The following is a 19,010-nucleotide window of genomic DNA, read 5'->3' as shown; positions in this document are numbered from 1 at the left end:
CGGCGAATTGCTATCCGACCAGCGTCCCGGCGACTGCGGCAGGCCGTTGCCGGAAAGCCACCCAGAGTCCCGCCGCCACCAGCAGCAGGCCCACGAAGCTGGGAGTGATCCAGAGCCACCAGCCCAGCCCCAGCAGCAACCACGACAGCGAAGGGCGCCCTTCCAGCCATTCGGCGTACGGACGCCGCATCCATCGCAACAGGATGGAGGCCAGCAGCGCCGCCATCGGCAGCAGCACCCACCACAGCAGGTCCTGCCGACGCACCTGCCAGAGCCGCAAATCTCCAGTGATCGAGAGGACTTCGCCCGACACGGCGGTCTGTGCCGTCTCCGACGATTGCCAGAACAGCCCGCTCGCGGCCCCCGGAGACTCGATTCGGATCTTTCGCTGGTTGATGATCTCGACAAGCCGGTTCCACCGCTCCATCCGGGCAGCGGACTGCCCATCGCCGGTCTGCGCAGCAGCCGGCAGAGCCGCTGCGACCTGGCCGTAGCTCCATTGAAGCAAGGCCGCGTACCAGGCCGGCTGCGGATCGGGAGGACGTTGCAGCAGAAGAATCTCCAGGCGCGTCAGGGCTTGATCCAGCACGGTGCGCTGTTCGATTCCGGTCCGCGGAACCAGCCAGTCGCTCGGAGCGGACTCCAGACTGATCCAGTGCTGCTTCGGAACGAGGCCGACCGGAACCGGCAAGGTGAAAACTCGCTGCTCGACCGGCGCCCAGTCGGTGCTCAGTTTTCTGGACCAGTTGAGCAGCAGCAGGCTCGTGCTCCCCCCTCCGTCCAAGAGCAGACGGACCTGCCCGGGGCCGGTCGTCGTCATCTCCAGCGGACGCTCACCCTCCAGGGCGGAATGCAACTGAATCTCCGCCGGAACGCTGATGTCGATGCTTTCCGCTCCCGGACGCACCAGCAGCAGCAGCGACGTCCCCGCGATCTCATCGTCGCTCGTCATCGCCAGTCGGTGTTCCATGAAGGGAATCTCCCGCGGCATTCGTTCCGGCGGCGCAGCACGCCGCACCAGCAGCAACGCCTCCCTCCGCGGACGGACCAGAGTCATCGCGGACTCCTGGCTCCAGTCCCCCCAGAGCGATTTCAGCCACTCCGGTCGGGAATCTCCCGGAATCACTCCCTGTTCGGGCGACGCTTCCCAGTCGTCCGACGGCGGAATTCCGACGACGGTTTCGATCTGAGGGCACTGCTGCGGCTGCGGCAGCGAAATCGACCACTCGCGCCCCCCCTTGGGCGCCAGCTCGACTCCGTAGTTCAGAAACACCGGATCGGTCATCGAGCCCACCCGCTGCAGCACCAGTCGAGTGACTCCGGTCGGCAGACTTTGCGACTCGACGCGGGCCCCTTCCACCGTAAACTCGAACTTCGGACCCCAGTCTGCCGGCAAGTCGCACGCCATCTCCCGCGTCGACGGATCCGCCGGCGTCATCTCCAGACGTCCCCTCAGACGCCACTGACTCTGCTCGGCGGGCGTGATCGCGACGGCGTTTCGCGCGCTGCATCGGCCGAGCCGCGATACCACGCGCAGCGTCGCGGTCACATCCGGTTCCAGAACCTGAAATCGACCGAACAGCGTCGGCGCCTCGGCGTTCGAGGCAGGTTCCTCGCTCGCCTCCAGCCGCTCCAGTCCACGCGTCGACGGCATGTCCAGCAGCAGTTCCGGATCACAGTACAGCGAAATTCGCCCGTCGATCAGCGCCGTACCTTCGCACCAGATTCCGGGCAACGGTTGCGGCGACCCCAGACGGACCGGACCGCTCGCGCGGATCGTGATGTTCTGCAGGCCGGTCGTTCGTTCCCCCAGAAACAGCACAATCCGGTTCTGGCGATCGTTCAGTCGCGACTCGGCCCGCTTCAGGAGGCGATCCGCCCCGTTCTCCTCGACAGTGATACTCTCGATTCGCAGTCGCCTGTCGACGATCAGCGCATGGTTCCAGGCCCCTCCGGAAGTCTCCAGCTCCCCCTGCACCACCCATTCCATCCGCCGGGGCCGGAACGTCCCGGTCTGATTCCAGCGCAGCGCCCGCCGCTCGACCGCCGTATTCGTCAGTCGAAACGACGGGTTCCCGTTGCCCGGACGGATCTCGAACGTCGGATGCGGGCGCACGGTCAGTCCGGTGTCCCCCCACGTCTGTACGAACGCTTCTGCGGTGATGAGCGTCAATGCCGGGTCGTCCGCTTCGCGCAGCTCGATTCGATGGTCGGGCGTCGATCCGAGACCGCAGACCGTGGTGATGTGCGCAATCTGCACCTGATCCGTCGAGACCGGCTGAACGACGGGAATGGGACGGTCTGGCTCCGACGGGTTCTGCGGGACAAGCAACGTCCCCTCCAGCATCCACTGAGCCCGCTCCTCAGGCTGAAACGTCAGCAGAACTTCCTGCGACGAACTCGCGTCGCGAACAATCCGGTATCCCCCCAGGGCATCGCCGCGAACTTCGCGAACCACCGCCGATACCGGAACCCGCAGTCGCAATGACCGCAAGCTCCCCTGCAGCGACGTGCATCGGCAGCGAAAACGAACCTCCGACCAGGCCGACCGGCAATCGACCGTCTGCACCATCCGCACATCAATCTGTACGGGCGCCGTTTCCTTCAGTGACGCGGTCGCCGGCGCCACGCTCAGCTCGTCGACAGACCCGAGCTGAGCCTGCAGCTCGGTCCCCGACTGCCGCAGCGTCCGGCTGCCCAGCCCCTTCGAAATCGTCCATTCCGCGGCGTCCGCACAACGCACCGTCGCCGTCGCGGAGACGACCGGAGGGATCTTCAGAGCGACGGCCGGTGCCCCGGCCGCCGACGGGGGAGTCAGCAGGTCCAGTTCAATCCGCACGCTGCGCGGCTCTGCACCCGAATCGTCGATCGGCAGCGGAATCAGCCAGCCGCTCTCATCCGTCGCCCGAACGGCCACGACCGGTCGCCCGTCCACCCGGCACCCATCCCGATTCTTCAGCGACCCGCCGCTGAGCGGCAGATCGATGACGTTTCCCGACTTCCGGGAAGTGACCGTCACTTGAAAGTCGGCCTTAACCTCCGCCGACCGATCGGGAGCGATGCTGACGTCGTACGCCGCCGATCTCAGCAACCAGGCCGGCCGGGCGGAGGTCCGCTCGAAACTTCGCAATTGTCGCAGCAGCTCCGGATCGAGGTACACCAGCGGCAGGACGCGCGACGGCTGCCGATCGTCGTCGATCAGAACGTAGACCTTCCACGTTTTCGGAGACGCCGCCCCCGGCGCGGACCCGGCAGGCGGCTGTGCCGCCGCCATTGACATCCCTGCCGCAATCAGCAGCCCGACTGCCGGCGGCGTGTAACGAAAACTCTGCGTGCTGCCCCCCGGCACCCTGGCGACTCCGGACGAACTCGCCAGCTCCCAGCGGAAGGCTGTCAGCAGCGACCGCGGGGCCGCGATCGCCAGCAGCATGCCGGCGCAGGCGCTGCCGGCAAGGGTCTCCAGCGGCGATGGCATGCACAACGCCACTCCCCCCCACAGTCCCAGCCAGATGGCCGCAATCCGATTGGCAATCTCCGGGCGACGGATTCTCAGCAGTACACCGACAAGCATGACGCCCAGGAAAATTATCCATTCGAACAGGCGCAGTCGCAGTCCGTCCCAGGTCGTCAGTTCGATCGCCGCAGGCGCCACCGGCGACTCGGCGATCCGGGTCGTCCATTCTTCGGGGATCGCGAAGTCCGCACCGCCGGTAGAGACGCCGACCGGCGTCGCAGGCGCATCCACCCAGAGACGTCGCCAGGAATCGCCCGAGAGCGGATTGAAGATCGGTTCGCCCGACGCGCGTCCTAAAGGACCCAGGAATCGTCGGGCCCAGCTCGTCGCGGGCAGCGGTACTTCAAGAACCACACCCGAGGGGGGAGTGGCCAGCGTCGATCCGGGAGGGAGCGAAAACCGCCACCGGAACTGCGTCACAGGACAGTCCAGCTTCGGAAGAAATACGGTCTGGCGTTCCATCAGGAATGCAGACCTCGCGGGCGCTTCGTAGAGCATCTCAATGGAATGTCGCGACCGGTTCACATCGAGCGGAATTCGCAAGGTCAGATCGACCGGCGGCACGGTTTGACGCTCGCCGTCGCGCCACAGCTCAAGCAGCCGCGTTCCCGGCGGCAGCGTCACCACCAGCGAGTCCCCTCCCCCTCGTCGAGCGACGGACAATGTCGCCCGATGCAGGTCGATGCCGCCAGAATTCGCAGAAATCAACGAGTCCAGCAGCAGGCTTGCGCTCGTCGCCTCGGGACCGGCGGCCGCGGCTTCCCGACGCGTCAGCCGGAGCTGATCGTCGGGAGAGTCGTACCGCCAGACGCGCGTATCGCGACCGGCCTCCTCCGCGCGCGGGCCGATCATCGGCGAATCGTCAAAGCTCAGGAGCGAGAGCCCCTGGTCGTCGTACGTCGCAATGTCCGGAGCGGTCCGGACGAGCGTCACTTGATAGAGCCCCCCGGTCAGTTCGGGAAGGAAGACCAGGGGAATCTCGATGCGATCGGTCCAGCGCAGCGTCGCCGTCCCGTGGACGACTATGTCGTCTCCCGTTCCCCTCGGAGCCGTCCATTCCCACAGCGTTCCCGACTCCGGCAGCTTCCACTCCGCGTGACGCTCGGTCGGAAGTCGACGGAGCTCCGGCTCGGCAAGGGGAACGCCATTCACCCCCCAGTCGATGGCAGTGACGGGGCCGGCGACGTACCAGAGGACGCGCGAATCCGGATTCCAGCGGGGTTGCACCCGCAGCGTGAATTCGCAGTGGACCGCCGTCGGACTGGCTGCGACCGATACGTCGCAGCCGGGCCCCTCGGGGCCGGGCGTGGCCTCAATGGTCAGCTCGCCCGGTGAGTCCCCCTGGCCGCAGCGGAACCGGCGCACAGTGCCCGATGTCGGGATGGCGGGCGTCATTGCCGCGGCGGTCCCCAGCCAGCCTGTCGGCGTCGAAGCCGGAGCCAGAAGCGTCAGATTGCTGTTGTCGCCGGGCAGGATACTGAGGCTCGGAGGAGCAACGATCTCCAGACCAAAGTCATCCAGCTCTCCTTCAATCGCCTGCGGAAGGGGGGGCGGACCCGTCAGCGGGAGCGCGGGAGCGGCGCGCCGCAGATAGATCCGGACTCCCCGCGGGCTGCCGGGCGTGATGGCTTCGTAGAATTCCAAAGTCAGCGTCGAGGCGCCCCCGGCGCCTGATTGCACGTCCCAGCTTGCGAGCTGAGAGTTCGAGACCCACGGGGCCGGCTGAACCTCGCTGACGTCCCAGTGCGCAGGAATCCGGCAATTCGTCTGGAAGACCGCGCCGGATGTCGCGGTCCAGACCACGTCAGTCATACTCGACCAGTCGTCGCTGCCGAGTTGCAGTTGCCCGAGCACCTGCGTCGACAAAGTCGCCTGCGGCCGTCGAACCTCCAGCAGGACTTGTCCCTCCGGCCCCAGCATCTGAAACGAAAGCGAGTCCCCGACGGGCGTCTGCGTAATCGGCGATTGCTGCCGGAAACCGGCGCCCCGGATGGAACGGAGCTCCAGCGGCGGCGTAATGACGAACGCCTGTTTGCCGGAGACGAAGATCGCGTCCCGCAGGACAATCTGCGGCGCGCTGACCGCCTGCCCCGGCTTCAAAGTCGCGATCCCGTCCAGGACGAGGCGAATCCGACCCTGAATCGGATCGGGCAGTCGCACGCTCAACTGCCGTCGATCCTCCATCGCCGCAACCGACCAGTCCAGCGGTATGTCGCCGCCGATGGAAGCGGAGAACACTTCGACGCCGACCGGCACGTCGAATTTCAGCAGTTGCACGGGCGATTCGTGAACTTCGAGCTGACAGACAGCCTCGAAGCTCAGGTCCCCTTCGTTCACGACCGACGTAATCTCCTGGTCCGCCAGGATCCGCGGTCGCAAGGTGCTCGGCGGTCGCTCGGGACCGATCGAAAAATGAGCTTCCGAGGTCGGTCCGAGGTGCAGCTCCCACACCACGGCAGGACTCCCCGCCGCCGACGGCTGCTTCCGCACATCTCCGGTATCGCTGGTCACAACGAAGTCGCGAGGAGTCTCAAGCTCCAGTCGCGTGACCGCGGCCCGCGGCGATTGCCAGTCGAAGTGGATTTCGTCGCCGCGGGCGTCACCCCGCAGACTCCACCGTCCGACCAGCTCCCCGGACATTCGGTCGACCTGCAGCAGGGTCTGCCCTCCGGGCGCGCGGCCCCAGACCGCAGGACCGTCGGTCCACCGCAATTGGCTGATCGCAGGCGTCCACGGGCCGAACGGCAGCCAGGCAGGCGGGTTGGCGGGACTGCTGACCGATACCGACAACTCCTGGCCGACGAGATCCCGTCCCGCAAGAGTTCCGCGAAACGTCGCGGTCGGGAACGGCGTCACCGCCGGCCCGCTTTCGTCAGGACGGGACAGTTTCCACAACCGCAGAAATTCATCGCGCGCGACGGGCGTCAGCGCCTCGACCCCTCGAGGCCATTCATCCTGTCGGTCGGCCGGAAGATCGATGCGCTCGACAACGGGTCCGCGTTGAGGAGTCCCCCTCGATTGAGCCCGGAGAAGTGAGGCCGGCAGAATGGCGAGCGCTGCCGCCACGACCAGTCGCAGACGCAGATCGTGGCTCATGACACGCCACTTCCCGTTTCGTAATGCACCGCTTCGGCGTCGAGGCTGGGCGCCCGCAACTGCGTCGGCTCCTCGGAGGAATACGCCTGGCCCCCCGGTTCAGAGCGACTGCCGCTGACAGGCTCGCGAAACCGCGAGTCCTGATCCGGCCCGAGCGTCAGTACCGTGTTCACTTCGCGGCTCCGATTCCATCGTTGGATCAGCACGGCGAACAGCGGGAGAATCAGGCCCGCAATCATCGGCTGCAGCAACAGCTCCAGCAGCGGCATGAACCACAGGCCCGCAATCGAGAACAGCAGCCCGAGCACGAGCACGCTGAGCACATGGCGGACGTATCGAACTTGAATCAGGACGAACCCCGCCGTCAGCGAGATCCCCGCGCCGAACAGCAGCACCATCGGAGCGCTCAGCGAACGAATTCGCAGTTCGGTCGGAGCGCCGAGCTGGCTGAACGAATAGACGTTCCCCGGAACGGCGACCGTCGGCATCGGCGGACCCGATGACGTCCCGATCCACTTCTCCAGTGACGCCAGGTCCGGCTGTGGCGCGCGCCGCCAGATGATCCCCTGACGTTCCCAGCGATATAAGGGCGTCATCTGCCGCGGATAGTCGAACAGATGCTGGTCCGACGGAAACTCGACGGTCCACACCGTCTGCGCAACCCAGGTCGCCGGCTGCAGCTTCGGCGAGGGAATCGTGATCTGGTCGGTTCCCCGCAACGAGCCGGCGCCGGGCGCCAGATAATCCACCGTCAGCAGATGTTCCGTCAGGTCGGCCGCCGCGTCGGGCAGTCGCAGTTGGTACTTTCCGGACCCCGACGGCCGCTCGATCACGCCCGCTTCGTCCAGCACCGTCTGACCCCATGCGAAACGCGGTGCTTCCGCGTCGAGCGGCAGATTCACAGCGATCGTCGACCCTCGGCCGTTCAATCGAAACTGCGCTCTGCAGTTCAGCGATTTCTTCCCGTCGAACTGTGCGCGGATCCAGGATTGCTGGACCACGAACGGACCCGCATCTCCCCCGCGCGACGCGATCAACTGCAGCGGAAACTCCGTTCGCGCTCCGTCGGCGGTCCAGCGCTGATTCTCCGAATCGGTCAGATGAAGTTTCCATCCATCGCCCGGCGTCGATTCGTCCTGCCATTCCCCGTGTTGAAACTCCACTGACGTGGTCGCGAATTCGGAGTCCAGCGACTGCACGATGGGAATCGACGCCATCAGCTCGCCGCCATCGGCCGGCTGATCGGGGACCGGCAGTGTCGTCCGGATCACCAGTTCGAAACGCCCCAGTTTCGCCTCATCGAGCGACAGCAGGACTTCTCGGGTCCCATCCGGCAGAACCGGCTGCCAGGCGGGGGCGAGCTCCAGTCGATCCGCCGTCAGAAACTGCAGGCGATCGGTCGGCAGGCCGGGAGGCAGCAGCAGTCGCAACTGCGGAAGTCGCTGATACTCCACCGCGTATTGAATCCGCTGGGTGACTCCCAGCCGATCGCCGGACAAGTCCACCTCCGTCAGGCTTTCGGTCCGAATCCGCTGTTCGTGTTCCGTGATTTTCAACTTGAACGAGCGATCGGGACCGTCGATCCGAGACTCTGTCCGTTTCAGCGGAATCAGTCGGCTCGGCAGTGTCAGTTCATCCCGTCGATCGCCGGCCAGCGGCCGCAGCAGCGTCCCCTCACCGGTCGTCAATTCGCTCTCGACGTTCTCCGCGTTGGCGACGACCAGCACCGGCGAATTGGGGGAACTCCCGGCCATGATCGGCAGCGTGAAATCGATCTCGCCCCGGCTCTGCAGAAGCAGTCGCCGCGCCTTCAGCACCAGCCCGAAATTGCCTCGCCGCGACTCCGTCAACCGGACTCGAATCAGTCCCGGTTGCTCGCTGTCGGCGGCGGAAAATCCCTCGACGAGCTCCCGCGGCTCGATGGACTCGATCGTCCACCCTTCCGCCTGCCAGCCCGGCCAGCGCAGATTCAACTCCGTCGCCGACCCGCGAAAGACCTGCAGTTGATACGCACACTCCAGGTTCAAATGGTCGGCGGAAACTTCCAGCATCAATTGCGGCGCGACGACGACATAGGGCTCAACCGGATCGAGCGCCACCGGCAACTGGAACGGCTGGCTCAGAAACCGATACGCCCGCTGGATCTGGGCGGAGTCCGCCACAGCCCGCAGTTCGCCGGCGTTGATGCGAACCAGATTCGCGTCTTTGGACTCGCTGGAGGAAAGCCGCCAGCCGTCGAGCAGAATAAAACCGATCTCCCCAGTCTGCTTCCTGGCCCGTTCGACGTTCAATCCCGTCAGCGTCAATCTCCGTCGCTCGTCCAGCGGTATCCGCAACGTCCATTTCAGCGACACGGGACCCGCTGTCGCGTTCTGCAGCGTGACCAGGCACTGATCCGGTGCATCGGGATTCACTCTGTGGCTCTGGTAGTCCCGGCCTTCCCGTCCTTCGATCTTCAGAATCTCGGCCTTCGCCGGCAGTTGCACCTGCATGCTGCTGAAAGTCCCCTGCAGTGCCTGAATGCGCTGCGTCGCCTCGATCACCAGCGAATCCGGATTCAACCGGCAGAGATACGTGGTCTGCGTTTCCAGAGCCCCCTCGTCCTGCGACTTCTCCGGACTCGGCTGCCACGTGAGGTCGAGTCGCGGCCCCAGCCCCGAGAGCGAGCACGCCGAACCGCCATCCGCCAGAGGAACCGACTGCAGCGTAGTCTGGTCCGGCGTGCGGAACGTCACCGTCCGTTTCGGGATGCTGAATTTCAGGCTGCTGACCGCCGCCGCCGGCAGTGTCAGTTGCAGTCGCCGCGTCGGCTGCTGACGCCGGATCGGCACGGTCATCGTCAGCAGTAGCCGCTGCTCCCCTCGACCGCGAAACCACCACGCGTAACCCTCTTCGCGCGACCAGTTCGCCGGGAACGCCTGGGCGTCGCCCGTCAACTCGAACTTCTGCAGGATTCCCTCCTGCAGCCGCAGCGGGACGCGGATGTACTGATTCGGATCCTCGGGCTGCAGCGACAGCGTCATTCGGACGGTCAGAGTCGCCCGCTCGTCATCCGCACTGCCGGAAATTTCGATCTCCGACAGAACGGCCGGAGGGACTTTCTCAGTCTTCGCCTCCGCGGGGGCTTGAAGCGATTTCAGATACTCTTCGAGCTTCGCTCCGTACGGGACGGGCACAAGCTTGCCCTGATCGTTCGGCAGGTAGATGGTCTTCGGCGGCAATTCGCTCAGCACCGCTGCTGCCGGATCCGCAGGATTCGTCGATCCCGGCGACGGTTCGACCTCGGCGGGGCGGACCGCCGGCGACTCCTGCGCGACCGCACCCCCGCATGCCGACGCCACGGCCAGCAAAGTCCCCGCGACCGCGGCGATCAGCCATTGGCCTGGAACGATCCCATGGCGATGAGGGGCGGGCATCATGCACTCCGCAGCGCCTCCAGGCACTGCCTTCTGAAAACACGGTCGACAGCCTCTCCGACCGACACGCTGACCCACCGCAGCCGCTCGGCGTCTGACTCGGAATTCAGTCGTTGTCAAACCGGTTGGATTGCGGGGACGGGATCGATGCCGGAACCTGCGACGATTCCTCCTCAAATTCTAACCCCCGACAGTTCCGCGGAGGAAGCGCGGACTCCCGTTTCAGTCAATTCTCACGCGAGAATCCGCACCATCTCCTGCTGAAGTTCGCCTGTCGCTGCTGCCAGCAGATCCGGCACCTCCAGTTCAAATGATCCGCCCCGAATTGTTGTGACAACTCCACCCGCCTCGCGAACCAGCAGCACCCCCGCCGCCATGTCCCACGGCTTCAGACTCGCCGACCAGAATCCGTCCAGCCGGCCCGCGGCGACGTAAGCCAGATTCAGCGCCGCCGAACCGGTTCGCTGGACCGTTTGCGCCTTCGGAATCATCGACAGAAAACGCCCGACCGCCGGATCCTCGGCGGTCGTCGCGACCGGCAGGCTCGCGACGAGCATCGCCTGGCCGACGATCCGCTCGCCGGAAGTCTTGAGCCGCCGACGATTCAGCGTCGCTCCCAGCCCGCGACCCGCCAGAAACATCTCGTCCCGCGTCGGATCGTAAATCGCCGCCGCGATCAGCTCCCCCTGCTCTTCCAGACCGATCGAAACCGCGTAGTACGGGAACCCGTGCACGTAATTCGAAGTCCCGTCCAGCGGATCGATCACCCAGCGATACCCCCCCGCCCCGGTCGGATGCTCCAGGCCCTCTTCGCCGAGAAAACCGTGGTGCGGATAGCGCCGATGCAGGAACTCGTGAATCACTTTCTGGGACGCGAAGTCGGCTTCCGTCACCAGATTGGACCGGCTCTTCTCCGTGACCGTAAACCGGGTCGACCAGGTGCGCAGCACCTGCCCCCCCAGCCGGGCCGCCTCGTCGGCCGCCTGCATGAAATCCGCAATCACACTGAATCCTCCCTGACAACAGCGCTCCGTGCCGCGGGACGATTCCCCGCTTCGCCTCGAAGTATGACGCCCCGCCAACGCTCTGCCAACCGCGCAGACCGGATCATCGTCGCGACGCCCCCAACCGCGATAATCCGACGAATCCGGAAATTCGCTGCAACCGCAGGTTCTCGCCCCCTTTCCGCAGATTCTGCAGCCCTTCGACTCAAGCTCGGGCTGTGGACAGTCCCTCCGCCCCGGAGAATGAGGCCCTTGAGGACCGTTGCGTCTGGTCGTTCGGGCGGAGGATTCCCCCGGCAGCGGTTCCCATCCGAGTGCACCGAGGGCGGAGAAGACAATGGCAAGCTGGCCGTGGTATGCGTGGCTCTACATCGTGGGCGTCGCCGGGATGACCCTCATCGCGCTGGTGACCGACCTCAAGGCCCGGCGAATCCCCAACTGGCTCACGGTCCCCATGTTTTTTGCCGGCTGGATCTATCAGGCCGCATTCTTCGGCGGAGCAGGACTCCTCGACGCTCTCGCCGGCTTCGCGCTCGGCTTCGGAATGCTCTTCGTTCTCTGGCTGATCGCCGGCGGCGGCGCCGGCGACGCCAAACTCATGGGAGCCCTCAGCGTCTGGCTCGGCTTCATGCCCACCGTCGCCGTGATCGTCGTCAGCACCGCTTTCATCGCCGTCTTCCATGTCGGCACGATCCTCTACCGGTTCTTCACGCGCGGCTATCGCGCCGTCCGGAAAGATATCGAACGCGATCGGAAGTCCCGCGAATCCGGCAAGGAAGTCGCAGCCCGCGGCCGGCTGATCCTCCCCTACGCCGTCCCCCTCGGCCTCGCCACCTGGCTGGTCGTCGGCTGGGAGGCGTCGCTGTCAAAGCACGCCCCCTTCAAGCCGCTCAAGCCGGCGGTTGCACAGGCTCAACTCGACATCCAGCGCAGTTGATTCGCACTTGCCAGTCTTCAGCAACTGACGACGGACAACTGACCGGCAGCTCTCAACCGATGGCACCGGTCGGGCTGTCGTTCTCCCCGCATCCGCCAAACCCCGGCCGGTACTGCCGGGTCAGCAGCGCTGTTGCCGCCGCATCGTGCGGACACCGCAACTGCAGCGGATCGAACCGGATATCCCGCCCGAGTCGGTAAGCGATGTTGCCCAGATGGCACAGACCCGCCGAAACGTGCCCGATCTCCAGCGGCGCGTTCGGCGTCTGCCGCGACTTCACGCAGTCGATGAAATTCCGCAGATGACTCGTCTGTAACTCGGACGACTCCGAAACCAGCGCGTCGGAGCGGTCGTAGACCTTCCACCCGCCCCGATCCACGATCAGCGTCCCCTCTTCGCCATAGAACGCCACTCCCGCGTTCCGGCCTTCAATCCCATGTCCCGACCACAGCCGGTGCTCCCACTGCAGCATTCGCCCGTGGTACTCGTAATGCACCGTCAACGTGTCCGGCGTCTCCTGGTCGTCGACAAAATGCAGCTTGCCGCCGCACGCCGAAACTCGCACGGGCCACTCGACCCCCAGGCCCCACCGCGCCACATCCAGCCAGTGCGAGCCCCAGTGGGTCAGTTCGCCGCCGCCGTACTCCCAGAACCAGCGCCAGTTGAAGTGGAACCGGTTCGCGTCGAACTCCCGCGCTGCGGCCGGTCCCAGCCACAGATTGTAATCGACCGCCTCAGGCGGAGCTGATATGGGCTTGTGGCCGATCGGCTTTCGTCGGTGCACGACCCACGCCCGCGCCAGTCGAACGGCCCCCAGCGACTTCGAACGAAGCAGCTCCATTGCTGACTGAAAGTGCGCTCCGCTCCGCTCCTGCAGTCCCGTCTGGACGACTCGACCATGCCGCTGTGCGGCCGCGAGCATCCAGTACCCCTCGGCAATCGTCCCCGAACAGGGCGTCTCCACGTAAACGTCTTTGCCCGCAGCACACGCCTGCAGCACGATCGGCGCATGCCAGTGATCCGGCGTCGCGACGACCACGGCCTGAATCGCCGGATCGTCCAGCACCCGTCGGAAATCGCTCTCGATCCCCGGCGGCACGCGCTGCAGATCGCTCAGCCCCGCCGCCGCAGATTCGGCCTGCTGGCGGTCCACATCGCAAACTGTCCGTACGAGGACGTCCGGCTGCACCGCCAGCGCATTCGCCAGCACGCGCCCCTGGTTCCGGACGCCGATCACCGCCACGTCCAGCCGCTCCAGCGGATTCCCGCCAATCCCGGCCTGCGCAGTCCCCGTCCAGCCGACGACCCCCACCGCCACGCCCGCCGCCTGCTGAGCGCTCGCCCCCAGAAATTGCCGCCGGTTCAACGGAGAAGCCTTCGGGATTGGCGGACGGGGCTGCATGCGGTCACGGGCCAGTCGGGATTTGATTTCGGCGCACTCGAACACACACCGCAGTATGCCGCTTCAATTGCCGGTTGGGAATAGCGAGTGTTCAAACATCGGCCGGGAACGAGGTTTCCGCAGGTCGCCTCCGCGAGCCAATCAAACCGCCCGTCCGGCCTCGTTCATAGATCCACCGATCCCCAGCGGAGCCTCTCCTCGCGGAATCAGGTCGCCTCCCAGCAGAAACACCAGCAGCACCGCGTTCTCCCAGAAGATGATATTCATCGTCAGCGCCACGCCGATGTGAAAGCCCGCCATCGCCACCAGATAGAACCGCCGGAACGGCATCGACAGGAGCGCCAGCGGACCCAGAATCTCAATCAGCGTGATCGCCGCGAACGAAACCTTCATCGGCAGCCAGAACACCGGATGATCGCCCAGCCAGGCGCCTCCCCCGAAGTTGAAGGCCGAGATCCGCGACGCATTCTCGATCGACCAGAACACGATCGAATCCGACGCAAATACTTCCAGCCCGCCGACGGCCACCCGGTGGATCCCGGTCAGCATATACGTCACCAGCATCAGCAGCGTGATCAGCAGCGGCTCCGGATGCTGGCCCTTTTGCGACGTCCACGCCGACAGGCAGAAGACGTAGCTCGCCAGCAGCAGCAGAATCTCCGCATGGTTCACATGCCCGAAGCCCCGCAGCGTCGCCTGATCGATCGTCGCCAGCAGACAGCAGATCGGCGCGGCCGACCGGAGCAGCCCCGACGACAGGCACGCCAGTGCGGACGCGATTCCCGCCAGCCGCAGCGCCAGCAGCGCTCCGTACGACACCATCAGCAGGTCCGTCTCTCGCGACAGCCACGACAGAGGCGTCGGCGGCCAGTAGGCCGACTGCGGCAGGCCGGCCAGTTCCTGCAGGGGATCGACAGCAAACTTCGCCGCCCACATCCCGAATACCAGGCATCGGAGCGTGGTGACGTAACCGGCCGTCGGCGACGCATGCAGCAGGCTCATCGCAGCGCCTCCGTCAGATAGACTTCAGAGGTCTCTTCGCGGCTCCCCAGCTCCCGCCGGTGCCGGTGCAGGCGGATCTCGACCACATCCGGGTCGTGCGTCGCATTCCACTGCTTCGCGAACGCCAGCAACAGCTCCGTCAGAATCTTTCGCGGCGGCACCCCCGCGACGACAAGCCCCTTGTCGTCGGCAATCATCAGACCCTGCACGCGGTTCACGAGTCGGAACGTTCCCCGACCGAGCGGGGGATACAGGCGTGACGCGTTGATCTCGACCGTCCGCCCCTCCGCCGTCACCGCGTCGATGCTGTACCAGTCCATCGGGCCGGTGGGAGCCAGTTCCCCATACATCCCCCACTGGGGAAAGGGGAACGACTTCGCCGGATTGCCCGCCAGATGCCCCCCCACAACCAGCGCCAGCAGGAGAAAGCCCCCGGTCGCAAACGGCTTCGGCATCCCCGCCACGCAGCGTTGAAACTCCGGGTTTCGCAGCACCGGCGACAGTACCGCCGCGCACAGCAGCATCTCGGCCATCGCCGTCGCGTTGGCGAACAGCAGGCCGAACGTCCCGGCGACGAGCATCAGCATTGCAACGGGATGTCGGAACTGCATGACGTTGTCACCACTGGCGCTGTCAAAATGTGCCGCCGAACCCGATTCCGAACCGCCGCAATCCCTCTTCGACAACCGCGCCGCGGAACACTGCAGCCATTCCCGGAAAATCCCTTCAGCCCATGCAAACATGCGTCAGGAATCGGGGTCATGCAAGGCGGGGCGAGCAGGGAATAGCCTGGGGAGGAGGGCGGATCGCGGATCGCTTATCGCCAGAACAGGATCGCCGTGCCATCGCTCGCGAAGCGCCTCGTCAGGGGCGAATCACCGTACGATGGACGTCCACGTCCGTCGACCTCTTCGCGAAAGCCACGCTGCCTGAGAAAACGATGGACGAGGACGTCCGTCGTACGGGAATTTCCTCCGCGAGAAATCTTCCACATTTTTTTTGAATTTCCCCGAATCTGCTCTTGCACAATGCCGGTACCAGTGTGAGCGTGTCCTCTGGTCGGGCGGTTCGGTGCAAATGGTACCACGTCGGCGGGCAACCGCCGGCGCTCTGAGAGCCGAACCCTCGACCCGGGCCTGATCAGGGCCCGCTTGACGGCCCTGCCGCCAGGCAGGGACCGGGGAGCGCACCTCACGTGCGCACAACCTCGACGTCGAGTTTCCGATAGCTGATCGCGGGCGAAAGCCCGTTCCTGATCACATGCCAGCTCCAGGGCTGGGGCAGAACTCAACACTCTGCCCCAGTCCGTCCTGGACCCGGCGAATCGGGTTCCAACGATGCCGCGACATCACAATGCCGCGCCAGGCGTCCGCCTGCGCGCTCTCTTCTTCCATTTTGCACTTTGCATTTTTCACTTCTCACTTTGCACTGACTGGCACCTGGCCACTCACTTCTCTCTCCTCTCCGCAGAGATTTCCTCGCCGCACAACCACCCCGTCTACGCGGCAGAGCCTGCCGTCGCGCCGCACTGGACTCTCTTTTGGCAAAAAAAAGACGACAAAAGGCCAGTTTCTATTTGTGCAAGTCTGCCTGTTCTTCGTAGTAAACTCGTGAACCGAGTTTTCGGCGGAACGACTCGTGCGTCCCAAAGCAGGAGCAGCGAAGTGAAGCATTCCCTTGGAATCGTGTCGTTTCTTGCGGCCGTTCTGGCTGCAATCGTCGCGCAGGCGCAACCGCTCGACGATCCATCGACCCCCGCAATCCCGGAGAAAGTTATCAAAGAATGGAAAAACCTTCCCGAAAAGCTGACCGGGTGGCGGGGGCGGCTGGTGACGACCCGAACTGCCGCCGCGGACGGTAAGGTGCAGCAGCGGACCGTCAGAGAACGGGAGTTCGGAATCACGTCGAGCGGCGTCTTTCTCAAGGAAACGCAAAAGGGTCAGTGTTCTGTGCAAGTCGCAGGCATCGAATCTGCGTTCGCGGTCCATCAGGACGAGCCCGAAGGAGTCTTCAAGCTGCGGCTGTTTGACAACAAGAACGGTCCTCGCGCACAGGTCATTCGGGAAAGAACGCTCGACACTGTCGAACCGGTGCTCTTCGCCGGATTCGAAGTCTGCGGCAAAATGCTCCCGGATCTCGTCGGCAGTCCGCACTTCACCTTGAAATCGCTTTCCGAGGACAAATCGCAGAAAACTGCAACCCTGACGTTCGAGTACAGCCCTCCGGAGAAACAGCGAGATACGGCGATCGCCGGCGGTTCCATTCAGTTCCAGACCGAGCCGAGCTGGCTGATCAAGTCCTATGATTGCCCGACATTCTGGGGACGGATGAAAGGGGCCGTCGAGTATCGCGAAATCGATGGAACACGGATTCCCGCCCGCACTGACGTTGTCTCGCTCGGCAAAGATGCCGGCACGTATTCCGTCGATCAGAACGAAATCACCGGAATCGAGCGACTCGAAGACGCCCGGGCTCCGCTGCATCTCGCCGACTACGGACTGCAGACGCCCGAATGACTCGGCCGCTTCTCGCCCGGTTGGCGCGCTGACGGGCAATTCCGAAGATTCGAAGAATTCCAGGCCGAGCATCGCCGGAAGCTGCTTCATCGCTCCGCGCGTCCGCCTCCCGGCAGTAGAATCGGTCCGGCGAATCCCCCTCCCGCCCATCAAACATTGCCGAAAGTCGCTCGCATGCGTTGTGCGCTGATCGCTCTGCTCCTGCTCCCCGTTCTTGCAAATTCGAGTTGGGCTCATCCGGACAAAAAAGATCCCGGCCTCGTCCTGCACTTCGCCGTCGGCGGGCACCCGATCGAAGACGGCGAATGGGAGGACGAGACCCATCGCTGGACCGCGCAGCTCGTCGGCAAACCCGCCGTCGCCATGCTCGGACCGACCGAAGCCCTCGCTCTCAACGGCACGACCGACTGGCTGACCCTCGGCCCCGGCTCCGAACTCCAGCCGCGTCTGCCGCAGAAAGAACTCTCGGTCGCCGCCTGGGTCAACGTCGCAGACGCCGGCCGCTCCGGCGGCATCGCCGGCTGGATGCAGCACGACCGCCAGGCGCAGGCCGGCTGGATGCTCGGCACCCGCGCCGGCCGCTGGTGCTTCGCGCTCGCCGGTCAGGGGGGACAGGGCCTGACGTACCTCAACCCCGCCAGCGCCGAAATCGACTTCCATCGCTGGCACTACGTCGTCGCCACCTACGACGGCCAGACCATGCGGCTGTTCGTCGACGGAAAACAGCAGGCCGAGTCAACCGAGCAGTCGGGCGAGATTCGCGTCCCCGCCGCCGGGGATCTGACGCTCGGGGCCTTTGTCGATTCACGCAACCGTCGACCGCTGCAAGGCGCCCTCTTCGACGTCAAGGTCTACAGCCGGGCGCTGTCGGCGGAAGAAATCGCCGCCGTCGCGAAGAAGAACGACAATCTCATCGCCTGGACGCCCCCCGTCACCACCGATCTGGAATTCGCGGTCAAACCTTACCTGCAGTTCGGCACGACAGATTCGATGATCGTCATGAGCGAGACCACCCGGCCGTCGACGATGGTCGTGGAGTACGGCCCGCGCTCGCCGCTGACCGAGCGGGCCGAGTCCGCCGGCCGTCGGCTGATCAACGAAGTGCAACTCACCGGCCTCAAGCCGCAGACCCAATACTTCTATCGCGTCGTCAGCACCGATGAGTCGGGGCGCTCGGCGACCAGCGAGCTCCTCTCGTTCCAGACTGCGCCGACCGCCGACGCCGCCTGGTCGTTCGCCGTCATCGGCGACACCCAGCGCAATCCGGAAGTCACGCGCAAGGTCGCCGAAGGCGCTTACGCCCTCCGGCCCCACTTTCTGCTTCACTGCGGCGACGTCGTCGACGACGGTCACGCCAGGAATCAGTGGGTCAAAGACCTGTTCGAACCCGGCTACCGCCTCATGTCCCGCGCGACGACCTTCCCCGTCATCGGCAACCACGAGCAGAATTCGCACTGGTACTACGATTACTTCGCTCTGCCGAAACCCGAGTACTACTACACCTTCCACTACGGCAATTCGCAGTTCTTCATGATCGACAGCAACAAGCCGCTCGGCCCCGACAGCGAGCAGTACCAGTGGCTGGAAACGGAGCTGGCGGCCAGCAAAGCGACCTGGAAATTCACCTGCCACCACCACCCCTGCTTCTCGTCCGACGTCGACGACTACGGCAATCATCTGACCGGCGAATACAAGGAACCGCAGCCCGCCTGGGGCGACCTCAACGCCCGGCAGCTCGTCCCGCTTTACGAAAAGCACGGCGTCGACATCGCCTTCAACGGGCACATCCACGTCTACGAACGCACCTGGCCCCTGCTGCGCATGACCGTCAACCAGAAAAAGGGCGTCCGCTATATCACCAGCGGCGGTGGCGGCGGCGGCCTGGAAGACCCCGCCCCGCAGAAGTCCTGGTTCAGCCTTCACGTCAAGAAGGCCCACCACTTCTGCTACGCGACCATCCAGGACCGGACCATCCAGTTCAAAGCCTATGACATCGAAGACCGTCTCTTCGACACCTTCGAACTCACCAAACCCGAGTAGGGCCAGGCGCGCCCGGCCGCCTTCTATCTCCGATCCGGATCATTTTGCACTTTGCATTTTTCACTTTTCATTTTGCACTGTAT

The 19,010-nt window shown here is 64.9% G+C and carries 9 protein-coding genes; 3 read left to right on the top strand and 6 right to left on the bottom strand.

Going from position 1 to position 19,010, the window contains the following annotated elements; genetic code table 11:
- Positions 1-10: 10 nt before the first annotated feature.
- The 3 genes from SH412_RS12690 to SH412_RS12680 all read right to left on the bottom strand — a co-directional run bounded on the left by SH412_RS12690 (position 11) and on the right by SH412_RS12680 (position 11,030).
- Complete coding sequence (locus SH412_RS12690) at positions 11-6,610, bottom strand: hypothetical protein (protein ID WP_336523889.1); 6,600 nt, start codon at positions 6,608-6,610, stop codon at positions 11-13.
- Positions 6,607-10,029: a hypothetical protein gene (locus SH412_RS12685; RefSeq protein ID WP_336523888.1), complete on the bottom strand. Its 3,423-nt coding sequence runs from the start codon at positions 10,027-10,029 to the stop codon at positions 6,607-6,609. The genes SH412_RS12690 and SH412_RS12685 overlap by 4 nt, the downstream gene beginning before the upstream one ends.
- Positions 10,030-10,259: 230 nt before the next feature.
- Positions 10,260-11,030, bottom strand: coding sequence for an inositol monophosphatase family protein (locus SH412_RS12680; protein ID WP_336523887.1), 771 nt, complete (start codon positions 11,028-11,030; stop codon positions 10,260-10,262).
- Positions 11,031-11,367: 337 nt separating this feature from the next.
- Between SH412_RS12680 and SH412_RS12675 the strand changes: the two genes are divergently transcribed.
- Positions 11,368-11,967, top strand: coding sequence for an A24 family peptidase (locus SH412_RS12675; RefSeq protein ID WP_336523886.1), 600 nt, complete (start codon positions 11,368-11,370; stop codon positions 11,965-11,967).
- Positions 11,968-12,019: 52 nt separating this feature from the next.
- Here the strand turns inward: SH412_RS12675 and SH412_RS12670 are convergent, their stop codons facing one another.
- The 3 genes from SH412_RS12670 to SH412_RS12660 all read right to left on the bottom strand — a co-directional run bounded on the left by SH412_RS12670 (position 12,020) and on the right by SH412_RS12660 (position 14,982).
- The gene (locus tag SH412_RS12670) at positions 12,020-13,333 is read right to left on the bottom strand and encodes a Gfo/Idh/MocA family protein (RefSeq protein WP_336523885.1); all 1,314 of its coding nucleotides are present in this window, start codon (positions 13,331-13,333) and stop codon (positions 12,020-12,022) included.
- Between the two features lie 177 nt (positions 13,334-13,510).
- The gene (locus SH412_RS12665) at positions 13,511-14,371 is read right to left on the bottom strand and encodes a hypothetical protein (RefSeq protein WP_336523884.1); all 861 of its coding nucleotides are present in this window, start codon (positions 14,369-14,371) and stop codon (positions 13,511-13,513) included.
- Positions 14,368-14,982, bottom strand: coding sequence for a hypothetical protein (locus SH412_RS12660; RefSeq protein WP_336523883.1), 615 nt, complete (start codon positions 14,980-14,982; stop codon positions 14,368-14,370). Before SH412_RS12660 ends, SH412_RS12665 begins: the two co-directional genes overlap by 4 nt.
- A gap of 1,053 nt (positions 14,983-16,035) precedes the next feature.
- Here SH412_RS12660 and SH412_RS12655 point away from each other — a divergent pair.
- Positions 16,036-16,887, top strand: a complete 852-nt coding sequence (locus SH412_RS12655; RefSeq protein ID WP_336523882.1) for a hypothetical protein — start codon at positions 16,036-16,038, stop codon at positions 16,885-16,887.
- A 174-nt stretch (positions 16,888-17,061) separates the two neighbouring features.
- A complete protein-coding gene (locus SH412_RS12650) occupies positions 17,062-18,927 on the top strand; it encodes a LamG-like jellyroll fold domain-containing protein (protein ID WP_336523881.1) in 1,866 nt (621 codons plus the stop codon).
- The last annotated feature ends 83 nt before the right edge of the window (positions 18,928-19,010 follow it).

It is taken from the genome of Planctellipticum variicoloris (assembly GCF_030622045.1).
Lineage (GTDB): Bacteria > Planctomycetota > Planctomycetia > Planctomycetales > Planctomycetaceae > Planctellipticum > Planctellipticum variicoloris.
This window is presented reverse-complemented; position numbering and strand designations above follow the sequence as displayed.

Bases quoted from the DNA above. Each gene is read 5' to 3' on its own strand.
- SH412_RS12665 (WP_336523884.1), bottom strand. From the start codon at position 14,371: ATGAGCCTGCTGCATGCGTCGCCGACGGCCGGTTACGTCACCACGCTC.
- SH412_RS12660 (WP_336523883.1), bottom strand. From the start codon at position 14,982: ATGCAGTTCCGACATCCCGTTGCAATGCTGATGCTCGTCGCCGGGACG.
- SH412_RS12650 (WP_336523881.1), top strand. From the start codon at position 17,062: ATGCGTTGTGCGCTGATCGCTCTGCTCCTGCTCCCCGTTCTTGCAAAT.
- SH412_RS12685 (WP_336523888.1), bottom strand. From the start codon at position 10,029: ATGATGCCCGCCCCTCATCGCCATGGGATCGTTCCAGGCCAATGGCTG.
- SH412_RS12675 (WP_336523886.1), top strand. From the start codon at position 11,368: ATGGCAAGCTGGCCGTGGTATGCGTGGCTCTACATCGTGGGCGTCGCC.
- SH412_RS12690 (WP_336523889.1), bottom strand. From the start codon at position 6,610: ATGAGCCACGATCTGCGTCTGCGACTGGTCGTGGCGGCAGCGCTCGCC.